The sequence below is a fragment of the Desulfovibrio sp. 1188_IL3213 genome (genome assembly GCF_036763145.1).
GTDB lineage: Bacteria > Desulfobacterota > Desulfovibrionia > Desulfovibrionales > Desulfovibrionaceae > Desulfovibrio.
On the sequence record NZ_JBAIYR010000001.1, the window covers coordinates 1 to 17,563 of the forward strand.

Annotated in this window: 15 protein-coding genes; 8 read left to right on the forward strand and 7 right to left on the reverse strand. The window is 56.9% G+C overall.

Going from position 1 to position 17,563, the window contains the following annotated elements:
• Positions 1–3,510 (forward strand): acyl-CoA dehydratase activase-related protein (locus V6C16_RS00005; protein ID WP_333542702.1); only part of this gene is annotated, 3,510 nt, incomplete at its 5' end.
• Positions 3,511–3,714: 204 nt separating this feature from the next.
• On the opposite strand, the gene V6C16_RS00010 is transcribed toward V6C16_RS00005, so the two are convergent.
• Positions 3,715–4,008 carry a transcriptional regulator gene (locus V6C16_RS00010; protein WP_333536574.1) on the reverse strand — a complete coding sequence of 98 codons (294 nt, stop codon included), beginning with the start codon at positions 4,006–4,008 and terminating at the stop codon, positions 3,715–3,717.
• Between the two features lie 110 nt (positions 4,009–4,118).
• Positions 4,119–4,643 carry a 2-amino-4-hydroxy-6-hydroxymethyldihydropteridine diphosphokinase gene (gene folK, locus V6C16_RS00015; RefSeq protein WP_333536575.1) on the reverse strand — a complete coding sequence of 175 codons (525 nt, stop codon included), beginning with the start codon at positions 4,641–4,643 and terminating at the stop codon, positions 4,119–4,121.
• 176 nt (positions 4,644–4,819) lie between these two features.
• On the opposite strand from folK, the gene xerD reads away from it, so the two are divergent.
• The 6 genes from xerD (at position 4,820) to V6C16_RS00045 (ending at position 13,092) form a co-directional block, all read left to right on the forward strand.
• Positions 4,820–5,752 (forward strand): site-specific tyrosine recombinase XerD, encoded by a 933-nt coding sequence (gene xerD / locus V6C16_RS00020; RefSeq protein ID WP_333536576.1) that lies wholly within the window; start codon positions 4,820–4,822, stop codon positions 5,750–5,752.
• A 5-nt stretch (positions 5,753–5,757) separates the two neighbouring features.
• Positions 5,758–8,466, forward strand: coding sequence for a CBS domain-containing protein (locus V6C16_RS00025; protein WP_333536579.1), 2,709 nt, complete (start codon positions 5,758–5,760; stop codon positions 8,464–8,466).
• 163 nt (positions 8,467–8,629) lie between these two features.
• Positions 8,630–9,184, forward strand: coding sequence for an HIT family protein (locus tag V6C16_RS00030; protein ID WP_333536577.1), 555 nt, complete (start codon positions 8,630–8,632; stop codon positions 9,182–9,184).
• A gap of 149 nt (positions 9,185–9,333) precedes the next feature.
• Positions 9,334–9,771 (forward strand): LapA family protein, encoded by a 438-nt coding sequence (locus tag V6C16_RS00035; protein ID WP_333536578.1) that lies wholly within the window; start codon positions 9,334–9,336, stop codon positions 9,769–9,771.
• A 131-nt stretch (positions 9,772–9,902) separates the two neighbouring features.
• Positions 9,903–12,689: a DNA mismatch repair protein MutS gene (mutS, locus tag V6C16_RS00040; protein WP_333542703.1), complete on the forward strand. Its 2,787-nt coding sequence runs from the start codon at positions 9,903–9,905 to the stop codon at positions 12,687–12,689.
• Positions 12,682–13,092, forward strand: a complete 411-nt coding sequence (locus V6C16_RS00045; protein WP_333536434.1) for a DnaJ family domain-containing protein — start codon at positions 12,682–12,684, stop codon at positions 13,090–13,092. Before mutS ends, V6C16_RS00045 begins: the two co-directional genes overlap by 8 nt.
• Positions 13,093–13,306: 214 nt before the next feature.
• On the opposite strand, the gene V6C16_RS00050 is transcribed toward V6C16_RS00045, so the two are convergent.
• The 4 genes from V6C16_RS00050 to rimI all read right to left on the reverse strand — a co-directional run bounded on the left by V6C16_RS00050 (position 13,307) and on the right by rimI (position 16,183).
• The gene (locus V6C16_RS00050) at positions 13,307–14,401 is read right to left on the reverse strand and encodes a Smr/MutS family protein (protein ID WP_333542704.1); all 1,095 of its coding nucleotides are present in this window, start codon (positions 14,399–14,401) and stop codon (positions 13,307–13,309) included.
• Between the two features lie 77 nt (positions 14,402–14,478).
• A complete protein-coding gene (gene secG, locus V6C16_RS00055) occupies positions 14,479–14,871 on the reverse strand; it encodes a preprotein translocase subunit SecG (protein ID WP_333536477.1) in 393 nt (130 codons plus the stop codon).
• 53 nt (positions 14,872–14,924) lie between these two features.
• Positions 14,925–15,692 (reverse strand): triose-phosphate isomerase, encoded by a 768-nt coding sequence (tpiA, locus tag V6C16_RS00060; RefSeq protein WP_333536438.1) that lies wholly within the window; start codon positions 15,690–15,692, stop codon positions 14,925–14,927.
• A 17-nt stretch (positions 15,693–15,709) separates the two neighbouring features.
• On the reverse strand, positions 15,710–16,183 hold the full coding sequence (gene rimI / locus V6C16_RS00065) for a ribosomal protein S18-alanine N-acetyltransferase (protein WP_333536439.1): 474 nt from the start codon (positions 16,181–16,183) through the stop codon (positions 15,710–15,712).
• On the opposite strand from rimI, the gene V6C16_RS00070 reads away from it, so the two are divergent.
• The gene (locus V6C16_RS00070; protein ID WP_333536440.1) at positions 16,182–16,697 is read left to right on the forward strand and encodes an NUDIX hydrolase; all 516 of its coding nucleotides are present in this window, start codon (positions 16,182–16,184) and stop codon (positions 16,695–16,697) included. The two genes, rimI and V6C16_RS00070, sit on opposite strands and share 2 nt — an antisense overlap.
• 60 nt (positions 16,698–16,757) lie before the next feature.
• Here the strand turns inward: V6C16_RS00070 and V6C16_RS00075 are convergent, their stop codons facing one another.
• On the reverse strand, positions 16,758–17,543 hold the full coding sequence (locus V6C16_RS00075; RefSeq protein ID WP_333536441.1) for an inositol monophosphatase family protein: 786 nt from the start codon (positions 17,541–17,543) through the stop codon (positions 16,758–16,760).
• Positions 17,544–17,563: the final 20 nt, after the last annotated feature.

The window sequence follows — 17,563 nt, forward strand, 5'->3', positions numbered from 1 at the left end:
GGGCAGGCCCGCAGCCTGTCGCGCGAACGGGCCAGCCCGCTGACCAAGGCCCTGCCCCGCTTTTTTGCCCACCCGGACGAATACGAAACCTTCAAAAAACGCCATTCTGACGACAAACTGCCCAGGGCAGCCCTCAGCGAAGCCCAAGGGCCTTTATATCTCGGCCTTGACCTGGGTTCCACCACAGTCAAAGCCGCCCTTATGGACAGTCAGCAGCGCCTGCTGGCGTCATGTTATGTTTCCAATGGAGGCAACCCCCTGCAGGTTCTTCTGCCGCCCCTGGCAGACATGCTTGAGCAGATTCCGCCGCAGGCGTGGCTTGCGGGTGCTGCAGCCACAGGCTATGGCGCCCAGCTTGCCGAAGCTGCCCTGAAGCTCGATTGCGTGACCGTTGAAACTCTGGCGCACTTCAAGGCGGCTCACCGCATCGTCCCGGAAGTCAGCTACGTCATTGATATCGGCGGGCAGGACATGAAGTGTCTCAAGGCGGAAAACGGCGTCATCACCAGCGTAAGCCTCAACGAAGCCTGTTCTGCCGGCTGTGGGGCTTTTCTTGAAAGCTTCGCCATCGGCCTCGGCATGGACATGGACGCATTTGTTCAGGCAGCTCTTTATGCCGAGCACCCGGCTGATCTCGGATCGCGCTGCACGGTGTTCATGAACTCCAAGGTCACCCAGGCGCAAAAAGAGGGCATGAAGGCCGCCGACATTGCCGCAGGGCTATGCTATTCCGTGGTGCGCAATGCTCTGGACAAAGTCCTGCGCATAAAAAATGTGGACGAACTGGGCCAGCATGTGGTGGTGCAAGGCGGCTCTTTCCTCAATGACGCCCTGCTCTGCGCTATGGAGCGCACCCTCGGGCATCATGTACACCGTCCGGTGTCATCCGGACTTATGGGGGCGTATGGCGCGGCCCTGACAGCCCTTGAAGCCCGCCCGGCCCAGGAAGAACCCCGGTCGCCCATAACGGCTGAACGCATACGGAGCCTTGAGATGCGCAGCCGCAGCTTTCGCTGCCGTGATTGCGGCAACAACTGCCTTCTCACTGAAACCCGCTTTTCACATGGCGAACGGCATTTTTCTGGCAACCGTTGCGACAAATTCGCCAACAGCGGCGCCAAAAAAGCTGAAAAGGCACCCAATATTTACGACTGGAAATACCGTCGCCTGTTCAACTATGAGCCGCTGCCCGTGGAAGATGCCCCGCGTGGCGTCTTAGGCATACCGCGCGTGCTCACGATTTATTCGCATTACCCTTTCTGGTTTACCCTGTTTACCGAGCTTGGCTTCAGGGTTGAGCTTTCTCCTCCCACAAGTCGCGCCCTGTTCGCCCGTGGGCTGGCCTCTGTACCCTCGCAGAGTGTCTGCTACCCGGCCAAACTGGCACACGGGCATGTGCTCGCCCTCATCAAGGCAGGCGCAAAGCGCATTTTTCTGCCTTGCATCCCGCGTGAAGCCAAAGAGTTCGAAGAGATGTGCGATGCGTTTTCATGCCCTGTCGCCTGCGGCTATCCGCAGGTTGTACGAGAAAATCTGCCCGAACTTGCCGTGGGCAAGGTCGTTATGCATACCCCTTTTGTCAACCTCAACCATACCGGTTCCCTGGTCAGCAACATTTGCCGTGAAATGAACCTGCCCAAGGGGGAAGTACGCGCTGCCATAAAAGCCGCGCGGCGCGAGCAGGAACATTATCTGAGCGAACTTCGCAATGAGGCGAAAAAGCTTTATGACGCAACAAGCCGCCAGGGAGGCTCGCTGGTTGTGCTCGCTGGGCGTCCTTACCATGCCGACCCCCAGGTGCATCATGGCCTGCCGGACTTCATAGCCTCGCTTGGAGCCACGGTTTTGAGCGAAGACTGTCTGCCCCGGACGTGGCTTCAGAAGATGCCCGTTCCCGGCCTGCGCGTGCGAAACCAGTGGACCTATCCCGCGCGCCTTTATCGAGCCGCTGCCTGGGTGGGCCAGGCCACGCACGGCAATGCCCGCGTTGAACTTGTTCAGCTTACGTCATTCGGCTGCGGGCTTGATGCCATTACCTCAGACCAGGTACGCGAGCAGTTGCAGGAATGCGGCAAGCTGTACACCCTGATCAAAATGGATGAAGGAAACGCCCTGGCTTCGGCGCGCATCCGCATCCGTTCCCTGCTGGCCGTAGCCCAGGGACGCGGAGAAAAAAACATTGTCCACGCGCCGCCTCCGCCCCCTGCTGTCTTTACCAGGAAGGACGCCCAGTCAAGGCTCATTCTTGTGCCGCAGATGGCTCCGCTGCATTTTTCGCTGATCACGGAAGGCGTCGCGGGCAGCGGCCACAGCATCAAACTGCTGCCCCATGTCAATCCCGAGGCCATCAGCCTTGGTCAGGCGTATGTGAACAATGATGCCTGCTATCCGGCCATTGTCGCCATAGGCCAACTGCTGCACGCCCTGCAGAGCGGCGAACATGACCCGCAGCGCGTGGCGCTTTTGCTTTCACAAACATGTGGCCCCTGCCGCGCCAGCAACTATCCGGCCCTGCTGCGCAAGGCTTTGCTGGAATGCGGCCTGGATTCCATCCCCATCCTCACCTTGAGCACTGCTGGAACAGAGGGACATCCCGGCTTCCGGCCCGGTCGCGACATGCTCCACCGCATGCTGCTCGGCATGCTCGGCGGTGACATGCTGCAGCGCCTTTCGCTTTTTACGCAGACGTATGAACGGCACGCCGGCGATACGGAAGACAGAACAGCCCATTGGCTGCGCGTGCTTTCTCCCATTGTAAGGCAAGGCGATGCCAGGGCGTTCCGCCACAGCATGGAGCGCCTCGTGCGTGACTTCGAGCAGATAAGCCTGGGTTCAGGACGCCGTCCCCGCGTTGCCGTTGTGGGAGAAATTCTGCTTACTTACCATCCGGACGCCAACCGGCATATTGTTGACATTATTCGCCAGGAAGGCGGCGAACCGCTGTTGCCGGACATTACAAACTTCATGCTTTACTGCCTGCGGGACTCCATATACGACTGGCAACGCCAGGGCGGCAGCGCTCTGGGTGCTCTCGGCAGCGCTTTGATAATCAGAAAGGTGGAAAGTCTGCGCAAAAGCATGCGGCAGGCCCTCGGGCGCTCATCTCTGGCAGACAGGGTCATGCCGGTGGCTCATGTGGACACCCTGGCCCGCATGGGCGAAACCATGCTTTCACTGGGGAACGCCGCTGGCGAAGGATGGCTTTTGCCTGCGGAAATGCTGGAATTTCTCAATCATGGCGCAAAGGATATCCTTTGCCTGCAGCCCTTCGGCTGCCTGCCCAACCATGTGGTGGGTCGCGGGACATTTAAAACCGTGAGGCGGGCAGCGCCCCAGGCCAATATCATGGCGATTGACTATGACCCCGGCAGCAGCGAGGCCAATCAACTGAACCGTATCCGTCTTTTCATGGCCATAGCCAGAGAAATGGCACGGGAGCAAGGCATCTTGCGGCTTGGAGACCTTCAGGACCAGTCGGATTTTGCCAAAAAACTCTGTGGGGTGACATAGGCGTTTTTCAGATACAGGCTGCCGGCAGCCTCGCTTCGGTCCGGCAGGATTGCCGCAAAAGCATGCTGCGGACGCTGGGACTGTCTGCGTCCGCAGTATGGAATGAAGGGCCGTTGTTAAAATCAGTTGCGCTAAAAAACACGGGTGAGAAAACAGCCCTCAGGCCATTTTCTCACCCGTGAAATATAACAGCTATAGTGTGCGTTATTCGCGCGGGGGAAGTTCGCGGCCGCTCTCTTCAAGGCGCTGCAAAAACTTGTCGCGGCATTCGTAGCTGCAGAAGCGATGGACGGTTTCCCCGTCACGCACAGAAATATTGCCCTCAACAGAAACATAGGTTCCGCATTCGGGGTCTTTGACCATCTCGCCTGCGGCAATCTTGCGTTCCAGTTCGGCAGCGTTATCCTCTTTGTTTTCTTTCTTCTTTTTCAGCACATCATTGGCAAAAAGGCGGTAAAGGGCATAGCCCGCCAGGATAAGAATTAGCCACTTCCACATCTGTCATGCTCCTTAGGTCCGTGCAAGGCACGGGCGCGTACGGCTCTGGTGCGGCTTCCGGCAACATTCATGAAAGCCGTGGACAAGATTACCACAGGGCCTGCCTTCAGTCACTGAAAAATTCTCTGCCCGTCCTTTTTGTACAGCAGTCGCGAAAGCCATTCCGAAGCAGGTATGCCGTCAATGACCGCGTGAGGGGCAACATCAAGCAGCGGCACAAGGGCAAAGGCCCTCTGTGTCAGGCGGGGGTGCGGCACAAGACAGTGAGGGTCTTTGCTGCGCGTGGAGCCAAACAGCAACAGATCGACGTCAATGGCTCTGGGTCCGAAGCGCAAGGCCGGGTCCGTGCTGCGAACCCGCCCAAGGTCTGTCTCGATATCCAGCAGGGCATCCACAAGAGAGCACGGCGTCCAGCAGGCGTCGGGAAAAAGCTCGATCACCTGATTGAAAAACCATGCCTGATCGGCGTAGTCCTGCGGCTCGGTGCGATAGATAGACGACGACGCCCCGATGCGCATGTGTGGCAAGGCGGCCAGCCCCTGTCGGGCGCGTGCCAGCATTTCTTCCGCATTTGCACAGTTGGACCCAAGACACACATAGGCCTGCAGGGAATCCCCCGACGAATTTTCGGACATATGCCTCTCCCCTTTCAAAGGGGTGTTTGTTGCTGTTCCTGCTTTATCTATGTGCGGTTGTGGATAGCACAGGCGCAAAGGGAACAAAAGCCTCTGCGTGCGCGTTTTGCACCGCATACGGCTGTGGAATATGTAAAAAACTTGCCCGTCCGGCGCAAGGCGGCTAGCATGCTTGCATGATCAAGCAAGACACGGCCCCATCCTTCCTCTGTCCGCTGGCCCCCCTGCTGCCGCTGTGGCAGGACTATCTGCTGGCCCAGCGGGGTTTGTCGCCCCAGACTGTCACCTCTTATGGGCAGGACCTTGAAAATTTTTTCCTTTTTCGTCAGGAGCTTGCCCATGGCGAGTCACCATGCCCACAGCCCGACGAACAGGAAATTTTTCTTTATCTGGCCTGGTTGCGCGCCCGGCAGAATACTGGGCGCACACTGGCGCGCCGTCTTTCAGCATTACGGGCGTTTTTCGATTTTGCCATACAGGAAAACGTCATAAAAAATAATCCGGCACAACTGCTGGACAATCCGAAGCTGCCTCAATATCTGCCTGAAGTGCTGAGCCGCGATGAAATGGAAGCCCTGCTGGCACGGCCCGACATGCGCGACAGGGGAGGCCAGCGTGACCGCTGCATGCTTGAGCTGCTTTATGCCGCAGGCTTGCGGGTGTCTGAACTCTGCGACCTGTGCCTGCCCGATCTGGATCTTCAGCGCGGCCTTGTGCGTGTTTTCGGCAAGGGGGCCAAGGAGCGCCTTGTGCCGCTGCACGATCTTATGCAAAGCATGCTTGAAAATTATATTCGTGACTGGCGTCCGGCTTTTTCGCCCACAGGCAACCAGCTTTTCGTCAATCGTTCCGGCCGCGCCCTGACACGACAATACATATGGAAAATGGTAAAAAAATACGCTGTGGCGGCAGGCATACGCCGTCCGGTTTCACCGCATACCTTTCGCCACTCTTTTGCCACGCACCTGCTCGAAGGCGGCGCTGATCTGCGGGCAGTGCAGCTCTTGCTCGGACATGCCGACATCAGCGCCACAGAGATATATACCCATGTGCAGGCAGAACGCCTGCGTGGCATTCACCGCAAATTCCATCCCCGGAGCCAGATGTGAGCCATGTGAGCGCTGCCAAAGCCACGCTGATAACCTGCCATGCCAATGCGGACTTTGACGCCTTTGCCGCCATGCTGGCTGCCCGTCACCTGTATAAACCCCATGTGCTGCTTTTTCCCGGCAGCCAGGAGCGCGGCCTGCAAAAGCTTTACGCCGCTCTTGATGTCCGGGCCTACAATTTTGCCGACAGCGCGGCACTGGACTGGGATTCTTTTGACCGGCTGGTGGTGGTGGACACGCGCCAGCGCGGCAGGGTCAGCCATGTGGCCCCTTTGCTGGATCGCCCGGATGTGCGCGTGGAAATCTGGGACCACCACCCGGAATCAGGTGACGACATCACCCCCGGCAAGCTGTATTTCGCCCCGACAGGCTCTGTCACGAGCCTCATCGTGCAACATCTCCGCGAAGCCGGAATCCGCCTTGAATCGGAAGATGCCACCCTGCTGGGGCTTGGCATTTATGGTGATACCGGCTCCTTCACCTATTCGTCCACCACAACGGCGGATTTTGAGGCTGCCGCCTGGCTGCTCGGCCAGGGGATGGACGTTAACCGCATCAATGACCTGGCCGCTCACGAGCTGACCAGTCTGCACATACAGGCTCTCAACAGCCTGCTGGAGTCGGCAAGGTCCTACACCATAAACGGAACGCAGGTGGTGCTGGCCGAAGCCTCCATGGAGCATTACCTGGGCGACTTTGCCTACCTTGCGCACCGGCTTATGGAAATGGAGAAATTTATTGTTCTTTTTGCCATTGGCCTAATGGGGGACCGCATACAGGTTGTTGCCCGAAGCCGCAGTGACGCCATTAACGTGGGCGATATCTGCGCGGCCCTGGGCGGCGGGGGGCATGTTTATGCGGCATCGGCCTCTGTGCGCCACATGACCCTGCATGAAGTGCGCGATGCCATCCTGCGACAACTCTACGCGCAGGCCCAGCCGGACAAGACCGCGCGTGAATACATGTCTTCTCCGGCTGTGGGGGTGGAATCCACAGCCACCATACGCCAGGCGGACGAACTGATGCTGCACTTCGGCCTTAAGGCAGTGCCTGTTTTCATACCCGGCACACGCAGGTGCAAGGGCCTGCTGGACGCCCAGACTGCTTCGCGCGCCAGCGCCCACGGACTCGGAAACGCCCGTGTGGAAGACTACATGCAACGGCGCATACAGGCTTTGCCCCCGGAAGCGGTACTTAAAGACCTGACCGCCGCCATTGTCGGAGCACGCCAACGTCTGGTGCCCATTGTTGAAAACGAAGATGTGATCGGGGTTGTGACGCGTACCGACCTTATCAATGTTTTTGCTCATGAGCCGGGCAATTTGCCTGTGCTGAAGCATTCCTCCAGCAAGGAACGCCATGTGGGCAAGCTCATACAGGACCGCTTGCCCGCTTCCGCAAAAAATCTGCTCCACATGGCAGGCAAGCTTGGCCGCGAACTGGGCCTGCCCGTCTATGCCGTGGGCGGCTTTGTTCGCGACCTTCTGCTTAACAGGGCCAACCAGGATATTGATCTGGTAGTGGAAGGCAACGGCATTGCCCTTGCAAAGGCGCTGGCTGCGGAGCTTGGCGGAAGAGTGCGCGAACATCAGGAGTTTCTGACCTCAGTGGTCATCTTTAAAGATGCCGAAGGCCGCGAATCGCGCATTGATGTGGCTACCGCCCGGCTCGAATACTATGAATATCCCGCCGCGCTGCCTACCGTGGAGCTGTCTTCAATCAAAATGGACCTGTTCCGGCGCGATTTTTCCATAAATGCTCTGGCGGTGCGGCTGGACAGCACCCCATTCGGGCAGCTTGTGGATTTTTTCGGCGGGCAACGGGACATAAAAGAGCGCATCATACGCGTGCTTCATACCCTGAGCTTTGTTGAAGACCCTACACGCTGTCTGCGGGCTGTGCGCTTTGAGCAGCGTTATGATTTTCGCATAGGGGCAGGCTCGGAAAAGCTTATTAAAAATGCTCTTGGCCTGAAACTGATGGACAGGCTCAGCGGCTCGCGCCTTTTTCATGAATTCAAGCTGATCTGCGATGAGGACAATCCGCTGGCCTGCCTTGAGCGACTGGATCAGATCGGCATACTGCCCGCCATTGCTCAACAGTTGGCGCTTACGCCGGGGAAAAAAAGCATCCTTGAAGAACTTCAGGATATACTGTCCTGGTACCGCCTGCTGTATTTTGAAAAAATGCCTCAGTCCTGGCTCGTCTATTTTCTTGGTCTCTGCCACGGCCTGCCCTATGCGGAAACCTCCGTGCTCTACCGGCGCATGGGTTTGCCTGAAAACAAAAGAAACGAAATACTGGGCCAGCGCGAACAGATGCGTACCGTGAGAGGACGCCTGGAAAACCTGCAAAAGCGCCAAAGCGAGCGGGACTTCAAGGTAAGCGACCTGTGTGGGCTGCTGGCCCCTCTTTCGCTGGAATCCCTGCTCTATCTTATGGCCGAGACCAACAACGAAGCGCTGCAAAAAAAATTGTCCCGCTACATTACCCAATGGCGCCACGAAAAGGTGGATATCACCGGCGAAGACCTTAAAAAGATGGGCTTGCCGCCCGGGCCGCTTTTCAGCCACATCCTGCGCTCGGTGCTTCAGGCAAAGCTTGACGGCGAAGCACCGGGACGCGAAGAACAACTGGCGCTGGCGCGCAAGCTGGCCCACCAGCGGCCAGGAGGCTCAGCAGAAAAGCATGCAGTGGCTACGCGCAACAAATGATCAAACCGGCCGCGTCTTGACCCGGACTGCAGGCAAGGGCTGCCATTGAAGTTTTTTGCACAGATAATACACTGAATATGTTGTACATATTGAATATCAACATTTTATGCCATGTTCGTTTTCCGCTTGCTCCTGATGGTCAAGCGGTGTATAGAAAAAAACTATGAAACAATTGTGGGCGCCTTGGCGTATTGAATATATTCTTGGACCAAAACCGGACACCTGTGTGTTCTGTCTTCCCACCGGCACACAGGAGGATGAGCAGCGCCTCGTCCTGTACAGAGGGCGGCATTCTTTTGTTATCATGAACAAGTTTCCGTACAATAATGGGCATATTATGGTTTGTCCTTACAGGCATGTCATGAACCTTGCCGATCTGGACACCAGCGAAGCCCATGAAGTTATGGATCTTCTTCAGACGTGCTCCATAATATTAAAGAAGCACTTTAACTGTGAAGGCATCAATATCGGCCTCAACCAGGGCGCGGCAGCCGGAGCCGGCATCAGGGAACACATGCATTTTCATCTGGTTCCGCGTTGGACCGGCGACTCGTCTTTCATGGCTGTTTTTGACGAAGTGCGTACAATGCCTGAACATTTAAGCCGCAGTTATGCGGCGTTGAAACCATATTTCACGAAAGGCGCTTTGGCTGGGGAGCCATGCGGCGCCGGTTCCTCGCCTCATAAGGAAGGTTGCAGTCCGCAACAGAACAGTTGACGGAATCAGTGGCGAAGGAAGTGTTTTTTACGCCGGGCGGCGTGAAAAATTCGGCTGGAGAGCGCAAGCTGTGTCCCTCATGGGCGGGCGGCATTCTCAAAAAGCCCGTGAATTTTTTGAGATAGCTTTAGCCTGAGAGGAGTGTGTCTATGCGGTATATCAAGGTTCTCTTGCTGGCCGTCGTCTTTTTTCTTGCCCTCGTGTTCTTCTTTCAGAATCAGGGACCTCTTTCGCAGGACATGGTGTTAACGCTTCACCTTTTCTTTATTCCGCCCATGCATTCCATCCCGCTGCCGTTTTACTTTCTGGTGATTGTGGCTTTCGCCCTGGGCGCCCTGCTCACCTTGAGCTTCCTTGTGTGGGACAAGCTGAACCTTTCGGCCCGCCTGATGAAGCACAAGTGGCACATCAATAGCCTTGAACGCGAAATGGTCCAGCTTCGCAAGAAGGCCGACACGGAAACCGCAAAGCGGAGCTTCTTGCATCGGAACAAGGAAAAAACCGATGGCGCTCAGTCTGCTCCGGCTGAAGCCAAAGCGGTTGCAACAGGAGACGAAGCCCTTGCTCCTGACCCTGACAAGCATTAGACGTTTTTGTTTTTCGGGCGCTGCCGTGTGTTCTTCGGCAGCGCCGCGCAGCGGAGCAGACACGCACAGAGTGGCCTGCTCCGCTGTTTCTAACGCGGTTCCCGCGCTCCCTTTTGCCCTGAAGCACTGCCATGTCTGAACCCACTTTCAAGATGACCCCCATGTTTGAGCATTACATGAGCATCAAGGCTGATCACCCTGATGCTCTGCTTTTTTATCGCATGGGTGACTTTTATGAGCTTTTTTTTGACGATGCCGAGCTTGCGGCGCGTGAACTTCAGATAACCCTCACCAGCCGCAGCAAAGATCCGAAAAATCCCATTCCCATGTGCGGCGTTCCCTGGCATGCGGTGGACACGTACGTGGCGCAGCTGGTGGACAAAGGCTATCATATTGCTATCTGCGACCAGGTAGAAGACCCAAAGACAGCAAAAGGGCTGGTGAAAAGGGCCGTAACCAGCGTCAAAACTCCCGGCACTGTGCTTGATGATGCCAACCTGAGCACCAAGAGCCATAACTACCTTGGCGCTCTCTGCCCCGGAAACGATGCGGATAAAGGCGGTTTTGCCTGGCTGGACGTTTCCACAGGTCAATGGTCCGGCGTGGATTTCAAACGGCAGGCGGAACTGTGGCAATGGGTTCAAAAAATGGGCCCCCGCGAGCTTCTTGTTCCTGAAGGTTTTCAACCGCCAGCCCGCACGTTGCTTGAAGGCATACGCCTTGTGCGCCTGCCTGTAAGCCGGTTTGATCTCAAACGTTCCACGGAGCGCGTACTGGCTGCGCAGGGGGTACGCGAAGCCGCTGCCCTCGGCCTTGCAGGCCATGATGAAATAATGCGGGCGTGCGGCGCGCTGCTTGCGTATCTTGCGCAAACCCAAATGCGCAGCCCGGAGCATCTGCAGCCCTTCCAGCGTCTGGACTTGAGCCGCAGGCTTATCATTGACGAGGTTACGGAACGCAATCTGGAAATTTTCACCCGTCTGAACGGGCGCAAAGGCAAGGGAACCCTGCGTCATGTGCTGGACGACACCATGACGCCTATGGGCGGCCGTCTGCTGGAAGACATGCTGCGCCACCCCTGGCGGGAAAGCTCCCACATAGTCCGCACGCAGGACGCTGTGGAGTGGTTTTATGCCGATGACGGCCGCCGGGCCGCGCTGCGCGAGGCCCTTGACGGCGTCTACGACATGGAGCGCCTTTCCACGCGCATCAGCCTCAATCAGGGCAGCCCGCGCGACTTTATCGCGCTGCGCAACAGTCTGGCTGCCCTGCCGCAGGTTTTTGCCGCTCTTACCGGCCCCACAACATCCCTCATGCTGCGGCCTGACCAGGAAAGCGACGCCCAAGAAAACCCCTCGCAGGAAAACCGCGCCACGCAGCCCCGCGCCCTGGCCGAACTTCTCAAGGCCTGGGATACGATGGAGGATTGCACACAACTTTTACAAAGCGCCCTGGTGGATAATCCGCCTCCGGTCATTACTGACGGGGGACTTTTCAAAAACGGTTATAACGCCGAGCTGGACAGGCTGCTGGATCTGGCCGAGCACGGTGAGCAGAAGCTGCAGGCCATGCTGGCCCAAGAGCAGGCAAGCACGGGCATCCCCAAGCTGAAACTAGGCTATAACCGTGTTTTTGGCTATTATTTTGAAGTATCACGGGCGGCCCATAGCGGCACAATGCCCTATCATTTCATTCGCCGCCAAAGCCTTGCCAATGCCGAACGCTTTACCACCGAGGACCTTAAAAATCTTGAGGAAGAACTGCTTTCCGCTTCTGACAAACGCAAGGCACTGGAATACAGCCTGTTTCAGGATCTGCGCCAGCATATGTCAAACCAGCGGGAACGTGTTGCCCACATGGCCCAGCTTATAGCGCACCTGGACTACTGGCAGAGCCTTGCGCAGGTGGGCCGCCTCAACAACTGGTGCCGACCATATCTGGAAAGCGACGCCAATCTGACCATCCGTGAGGGCCGTCATCCGGTGGTGGAAGCCATGATCGGCCGCGCCAACTTTGTTCCCAACGATTTCAGGCTGGATGAAAAACGCCGCCTGTGCCTGCTTACCGGCCCCAACATGGCGGGCAAATCCACCGTATTGCGTCAGGTTGCCATCATCTGCCTGCTGGCGCAGATGGGTTCAATGGTTCCGGCCACATCGGCCCGTCTCGGCCTTGTGGACAGGCTTTTTTCCCGTGTGGGCGCTTCTGACAACCTGGCTCAGGGTCAGAGCACCTTTATGGTGGAAATGATGGAGACTGCGCGCATCCTGCGGCAGGCCACAAAGCGCAGCCTCATTATCCTGGATGAAATCGGACGCGGCACCAGCACCTATGACGGTGTCGCTCTGGCGTGGGCCATGGTGGAAGACCTGGCCCGCCGCGCCCAAGGAGAGTTGCGCACCCTTTTCGCCACACATTATCACGAGCTTACGGCCCTTGAAGGTCGTGTTGACGGTGTTTTTACAATGAACATCGCCATCAGCGAGTACAACGGCGATATTCTTTTCCTGCACAAGCTCGTTCCCGGCCCGGCGGACAGAAGTTACGGCGTTGAGGTGGCCAGGCTGGCTGGCGTTCCCGTTCCCGTGGTGCAACGTGCCAGAGCTATCCTGGCTAACCTGGAGCGCGGGCGCGATATGGCGCGCAAAGCGGTCGTTTCCGCCGTGTGCCTGCCCGGCCTTGACCTGCCTGAAGCCAGCCCCGAAGAAGAAATGCCTGTTCTACATGCGGCTCCTCCGCGCTCCGAGCATCCTGTGGTAGAGTTGCTGCGCCAGTTGGAACCGGAAGAATTAAGCCCGCTTGATGCCCTTAAAACTCTTATGGAATGGAAAAAACTCTGGGGCGCACAGCCGGGCAGCGATACCGCACAAAGCGAAAATCCCCACAAGGGACGCGGGGAAGAAGGCAGCCGTGGCTGACGGCAATCCGTGGTCCGTCCTCCAGTTCATTGCCGAACGGCGCATTGAAGAAGCGCAATCACGTGGGGCCTTTGACAATTTGCCGGGTCAGGGGCGTCCTCTTGAGCTTGAGGATACAAGCCATGTGCCGGAAGACTTGCGCATGGCGTACAAAATTCTCCGCAATGCCGGCTACTTGCCCCCGGAGTTGGCGGAACGCAAAGAGTTGAACCGCCTTGTTGATCTGCTTTATCAATGCGAGGATGAGCAGGAACGCGTACGGCAGATGCAGAAACTGCAATTCATGGTTGTACGCACCCGTATGCGCTACCAGCGCCATATGTGTATTGAGCAGGATGATCCTTATTACGACAGGCTGCTGGACAGAATCTGTGCCGCGGGCAAACAAAAAAAGATATTTTAGACGTACGTGGTTTGATGTGCCGCGACGGCTGCATCGCACCGGACAATTTAGAGCAGATTAACTTTGAGAATATACATTCTCAAAGTTTAAGGCACGCTCACTTCGGCGTTTAATTGCGCAGATAAACTGCGCTTACGCCTCCGTAGCGAACGTCTGCTCACGCAGACGCCAGAGCAATTTCAAAGTGAAATTGCTCTAGCGCGGCCAGAAAATGCTAATACAAGTCGGAATCCGCTGGCAGTCGCTCCCAGTAAATACGCCCTTTTTTGCGATATTTGCGCAACAGCACATAAACGCTGCCCGGCCCGCCGTCATGAGCCTGTGCGGTACAGAAAGCCAGCACTACTCTTTTGAGCGGTTCCTGGGTCAGCCAGATTTGCAGCTTTTCGCGCAAGATGCCGATGCCGTCAGGCGAGTTGCGCCCGCGCCCCGGAACAACCAGCACAGTGCGCAGTCCCTTATACCAGCTGCCACGTAAAAAGCCGCGCAAGGCTTCAAAAGCCTGTACGGCGTTAAGCCCGTGCAGATCAAGGTGTCCTTCCGGGCTGAGAGAACCTGCCCGCAGCTTGTTCATTATCATCTGGTCAAGCCCGACCACATGTCCTTCAATGTATTCGTCAGTAAAGGACAGGGCAAATTCCAGCTTGCCTTCCATAAAGTCCTGCAAGCCGAGCTGGCCTTGCGGCGGTGGAGAGCCTGCCTCAGGAGCGGGGGCAATATCACGGCCACGGCCCTGAAGGGGTTGCACCTGCCCCATGGCCTGCATGAAGACGGCGTCTTCATCCGCATCCCGGTCCGAGCCCGTGTTTTCAGACGCCATATCTCTGCAAGCCCCCGGTTCTGCACAGGCATGTCCAGGCTTGACTGCATGGTTTTTCATAAAAGCTCTCCCCGGCCCGCTGGCTGGCTGAGCTTCTTTTTTTTGCAGGGAAGGATTTTCCTGTGTTGCGGCGCAGGCGGGCGATTCTTTTTTATTTTTTTTGACTGTGAGCTTTTTACCCGGCAAAGCACAGTGCTCTTCAAGCAAAAAGGTGCCGGGCTGTTCCACATCTTTCGGCTTTCTTTTTCCACGGCCCTTTTCCGGTGCGCAGACCTGACCGACAGCATGCAAAAAAAGTTCACAGTCTTCGGCATCCGCGCCGTCATTTCCTGCTGTGGTCCGACCTTTATGCAGATTGGCGCGGCTGATGCGGCGTGATCTTTCCTGGCTGACGCTTTTTCCCGGTTGGCGTTTTTTGTCTTTATCCGGAAATTTTTCGGCAGCAAGAGAACGAAAAGGATTTTCTCCAAACGAGTCTGAACCGGTCACATGCCACCTCCTGCAAAAAACTGCCTGTAAAAAAAGCCGCGGCGTACCGCGGCTTTTCAATCCGATTGAGAGAGGGTCTATTGCCCTGCAGGCGCTGCCGGAGCCTCGGCAGGAGCGCTCTGGTTTTCAGCGGGCGCTGCCGGGCTTGTCTGAAGCGGCTCAGCCTGCTGTGCCGGAGCCGGAACCGATTTCGGCGCAACGGGATCTTCAATTTTCACGTTGAGAATGGTGGATTCGCTGCTGGGGCGAGAGCTGCTCACATAGGTGTAGCTCAGCGAAGTGATGACAAATATCACGGCCATAAGCGTAGTCAGCTTGGCAAGTATGCCGCCGGCGCCGCCGCTGCCGAAAACAGAAGTATTGCCTCCGCCGAAGATGACGCCCATGCCCTCCTTGCCCGACTGCAGGAGCACAAGGATAACAAGCAACACGCATACAATGATATGCAGCGTAAGAATAAGAGTCTGCACGTATTCCTCCTCGCCGTCCGGCCACAGCCCGATGGCGCGCCAGAAGTTGGGCATCAGGCCCCGATAATTTGTAAGAAGCTTTGCGCCTCTAAAGAGGCTCCTCCTACCAAAAGACCATCCACATTGTCAAGGGCGATAAGCGCTCCGGCATTATCAGGCTTAACGCTGCCGCCATACAGAATAGGCAGTTTTTTGCCGGAATCCCCCACAAATCTTTCAAGCAGGGTCCGTGTAACACCGTGCGCCTCGCGCACTTCACCGGGGCCAGCCACCTTGCCCGTGCCTATGGCCCACACAGGTTCATAGGCTATCGCCAAACGTCCCGGCAGGCTTTCACCAGACATTCCGTGAGGTCTGGCCTCAAAGAATGCGGTCAGCTGCCGTTCAAGCACGGCATACAGGCTGCCCTGCTCGCGCTCTTCAAGCTTTTCCCCGATGCAAAGCATGGTTTTGAGGCCATGACTAAGGGCAAACACCGCTTTGCGGGCCACAAGCTCATCGCTCTCGCCAAAAACATGTCTGCGTTCGGAATGCCCCACAAGAACCCACTGCGCTCCAACATCACGCAGCATATCAACAGAAATCTCGCCCGTAAAAGCGCCTTCAGGCGCGGGATAAAAATTCTGCCCGCCCACGGCCAGAGCTTCTTTACCGGCAAAAGCACGAACCACGCTTTCAATGGCGGTAAAAGGCGGGAAAACCACCACTTCGCGTCCCGCAGGCAGAACTTCGGGTAAAGCGGCCGCAAGCTCGCCGGCGGTTGTGGCGGCCTGAGTACGGTCTTTATACATCTTCCAGTTTGCAGCAATAATCTTGTGCATACATACCCCTTGCGGCGTTAAAGCTGACAGGAATTCAGCTCGCACTGGTAAATAAGGGCGTCTTCACCCGTATCGGCATAATACTTGCGTCGCAGGCCGACACGTTTGAAGCCGCAGCGTTCGTACAGGCTAATGGCTGGCGTGTTGCTATCCCGTACTTCAAGCAAGACTTTATGCATATCCATTTTACGCGCCAGACGCAAGGCAACACGTAAAATGCGCAAGCCGTGTCCCTGCCGCCTCAGGCAGGGGCGCACCGCCAGATTGAGTATTTCCAGCTCGTCTTCTGTGTGGTAGATGGAGATATAGCCCGCAAGCGTTTTGCCGTTGCTCAAACCAAAGGCGGCAAAGGCTTTTTGTCCGAAGGCGGCGCGGCATTGCTCTTCGGACCAGGGCAGAGTAAAACATTCCCGCTCAATGACGGCCATTTCAGCCGCATGCCGTACCTCAAGCCGCAGCATGCGCCATACTGGCCCCGTGGATATACTCATGAAAACAATCCCTTATAGCGGACTAAAAAATTCTGACCACTACCTTGAAGTGGTGGACGGCGAAAACAGGCCGTTGTGCATCATGCCTGACGAGGATGTTCTCCGTCAGCGCCTGCCGCACCGCGCTGTGGCCTTGCTTGTGCGCGACAAAAATGGACACGCCCTGCTGACTCGCAGCGGTCAGGGTTGGTGCTTTTCGTCGCATGGCCGTGTTCCGGCTGGCATGTCGTGCGAATGCCGCGTTGGGGAGCTGCTGCTCAACCACTGGGGGCATGAGGGAAAACAGGTTTCTGCCCTTGGGCTTATTCCCCCAGGCCCTGAAAATGACGCGACATTCCTGAACCTGTTTACGGCCAGGCTGCCGCGCGCCATCATTGCCGTCAGGGCCGCCGACCGGGACCGTCATCTGTTGGTGGACCGTGATGAGCTGAAGGGGCTGGGGACGCATTTTGGAGACCTGCTTTCCCCCCTCATGCGCGCCGCCATCCAACGACAGTATTTTTTTTCGGTATGAACCCGCACCCCACCATGTTCTTGCGCGGTCATCCATAAAACTGCCGGATCAAGACACTCGTCAGTTGGTCGGGCTTAGCAAGTCCACGGCCAGGGCATGCAGCCGCCCATTGCTGGCAAGCAGAGGTTCGCCAAACTGTAACGGATCACCGTTAAGGTCACTCACCCGGCCGCCCGCCTCTTCCACCAGAAGCATGCCCGCGGCGTAGTCCCAGGGCTTAAGGCCGGCCTCGTAAAAAATATCCAATTTGCCGCAAGCCACGTAGGCAAGATCAATGGATGCCGCGCCGATGCGGCGCACCCCCTGGGCAATGGGCAACACCAGGGCAAGGCGCTCCATAACTTCAGGCAAACGTGTGGCAATGTCATAGGGAAAGCCCGTACCCACAAGGGCATCGCTCAGGCTGTCTACTCCACTGACAGCAATGCGGGAATCGTTGCAAAACGCGCCATGCCCGCGCGCCGCCCAGTAGCAACGGCGCAGCATCGGCACGTTCACAATCCCAAGCTCAACCCGCCCCTGATGCCATAAAGCCACGGATGTGCCGACCTGGGGAATGCGGTGTACGAGATTTGTCGTGCCGTCCACAGGGTCGATAATCCAGCAGGTATCCTTGGGGGCGGAATCTTCCTGACTGCTTTCCTCTGCCAGAAAACACGCTTGCGGCACAAGGTCAGCGAGTTTTTCCTTTAAAAAATTTTCAACGGCCAGATCTGTCTGGGTTACCAGATCAATACTGCCTTTATGCCGAACATTGCTCGGCTGAAACCAATGCTCGCGCACGATCTCGCCGCTTTGCAGCACAATGTCTACACAGCGTTTGAGAATGGGGTGAATATCAATCATGGCAAATCCTTGGGCATGGA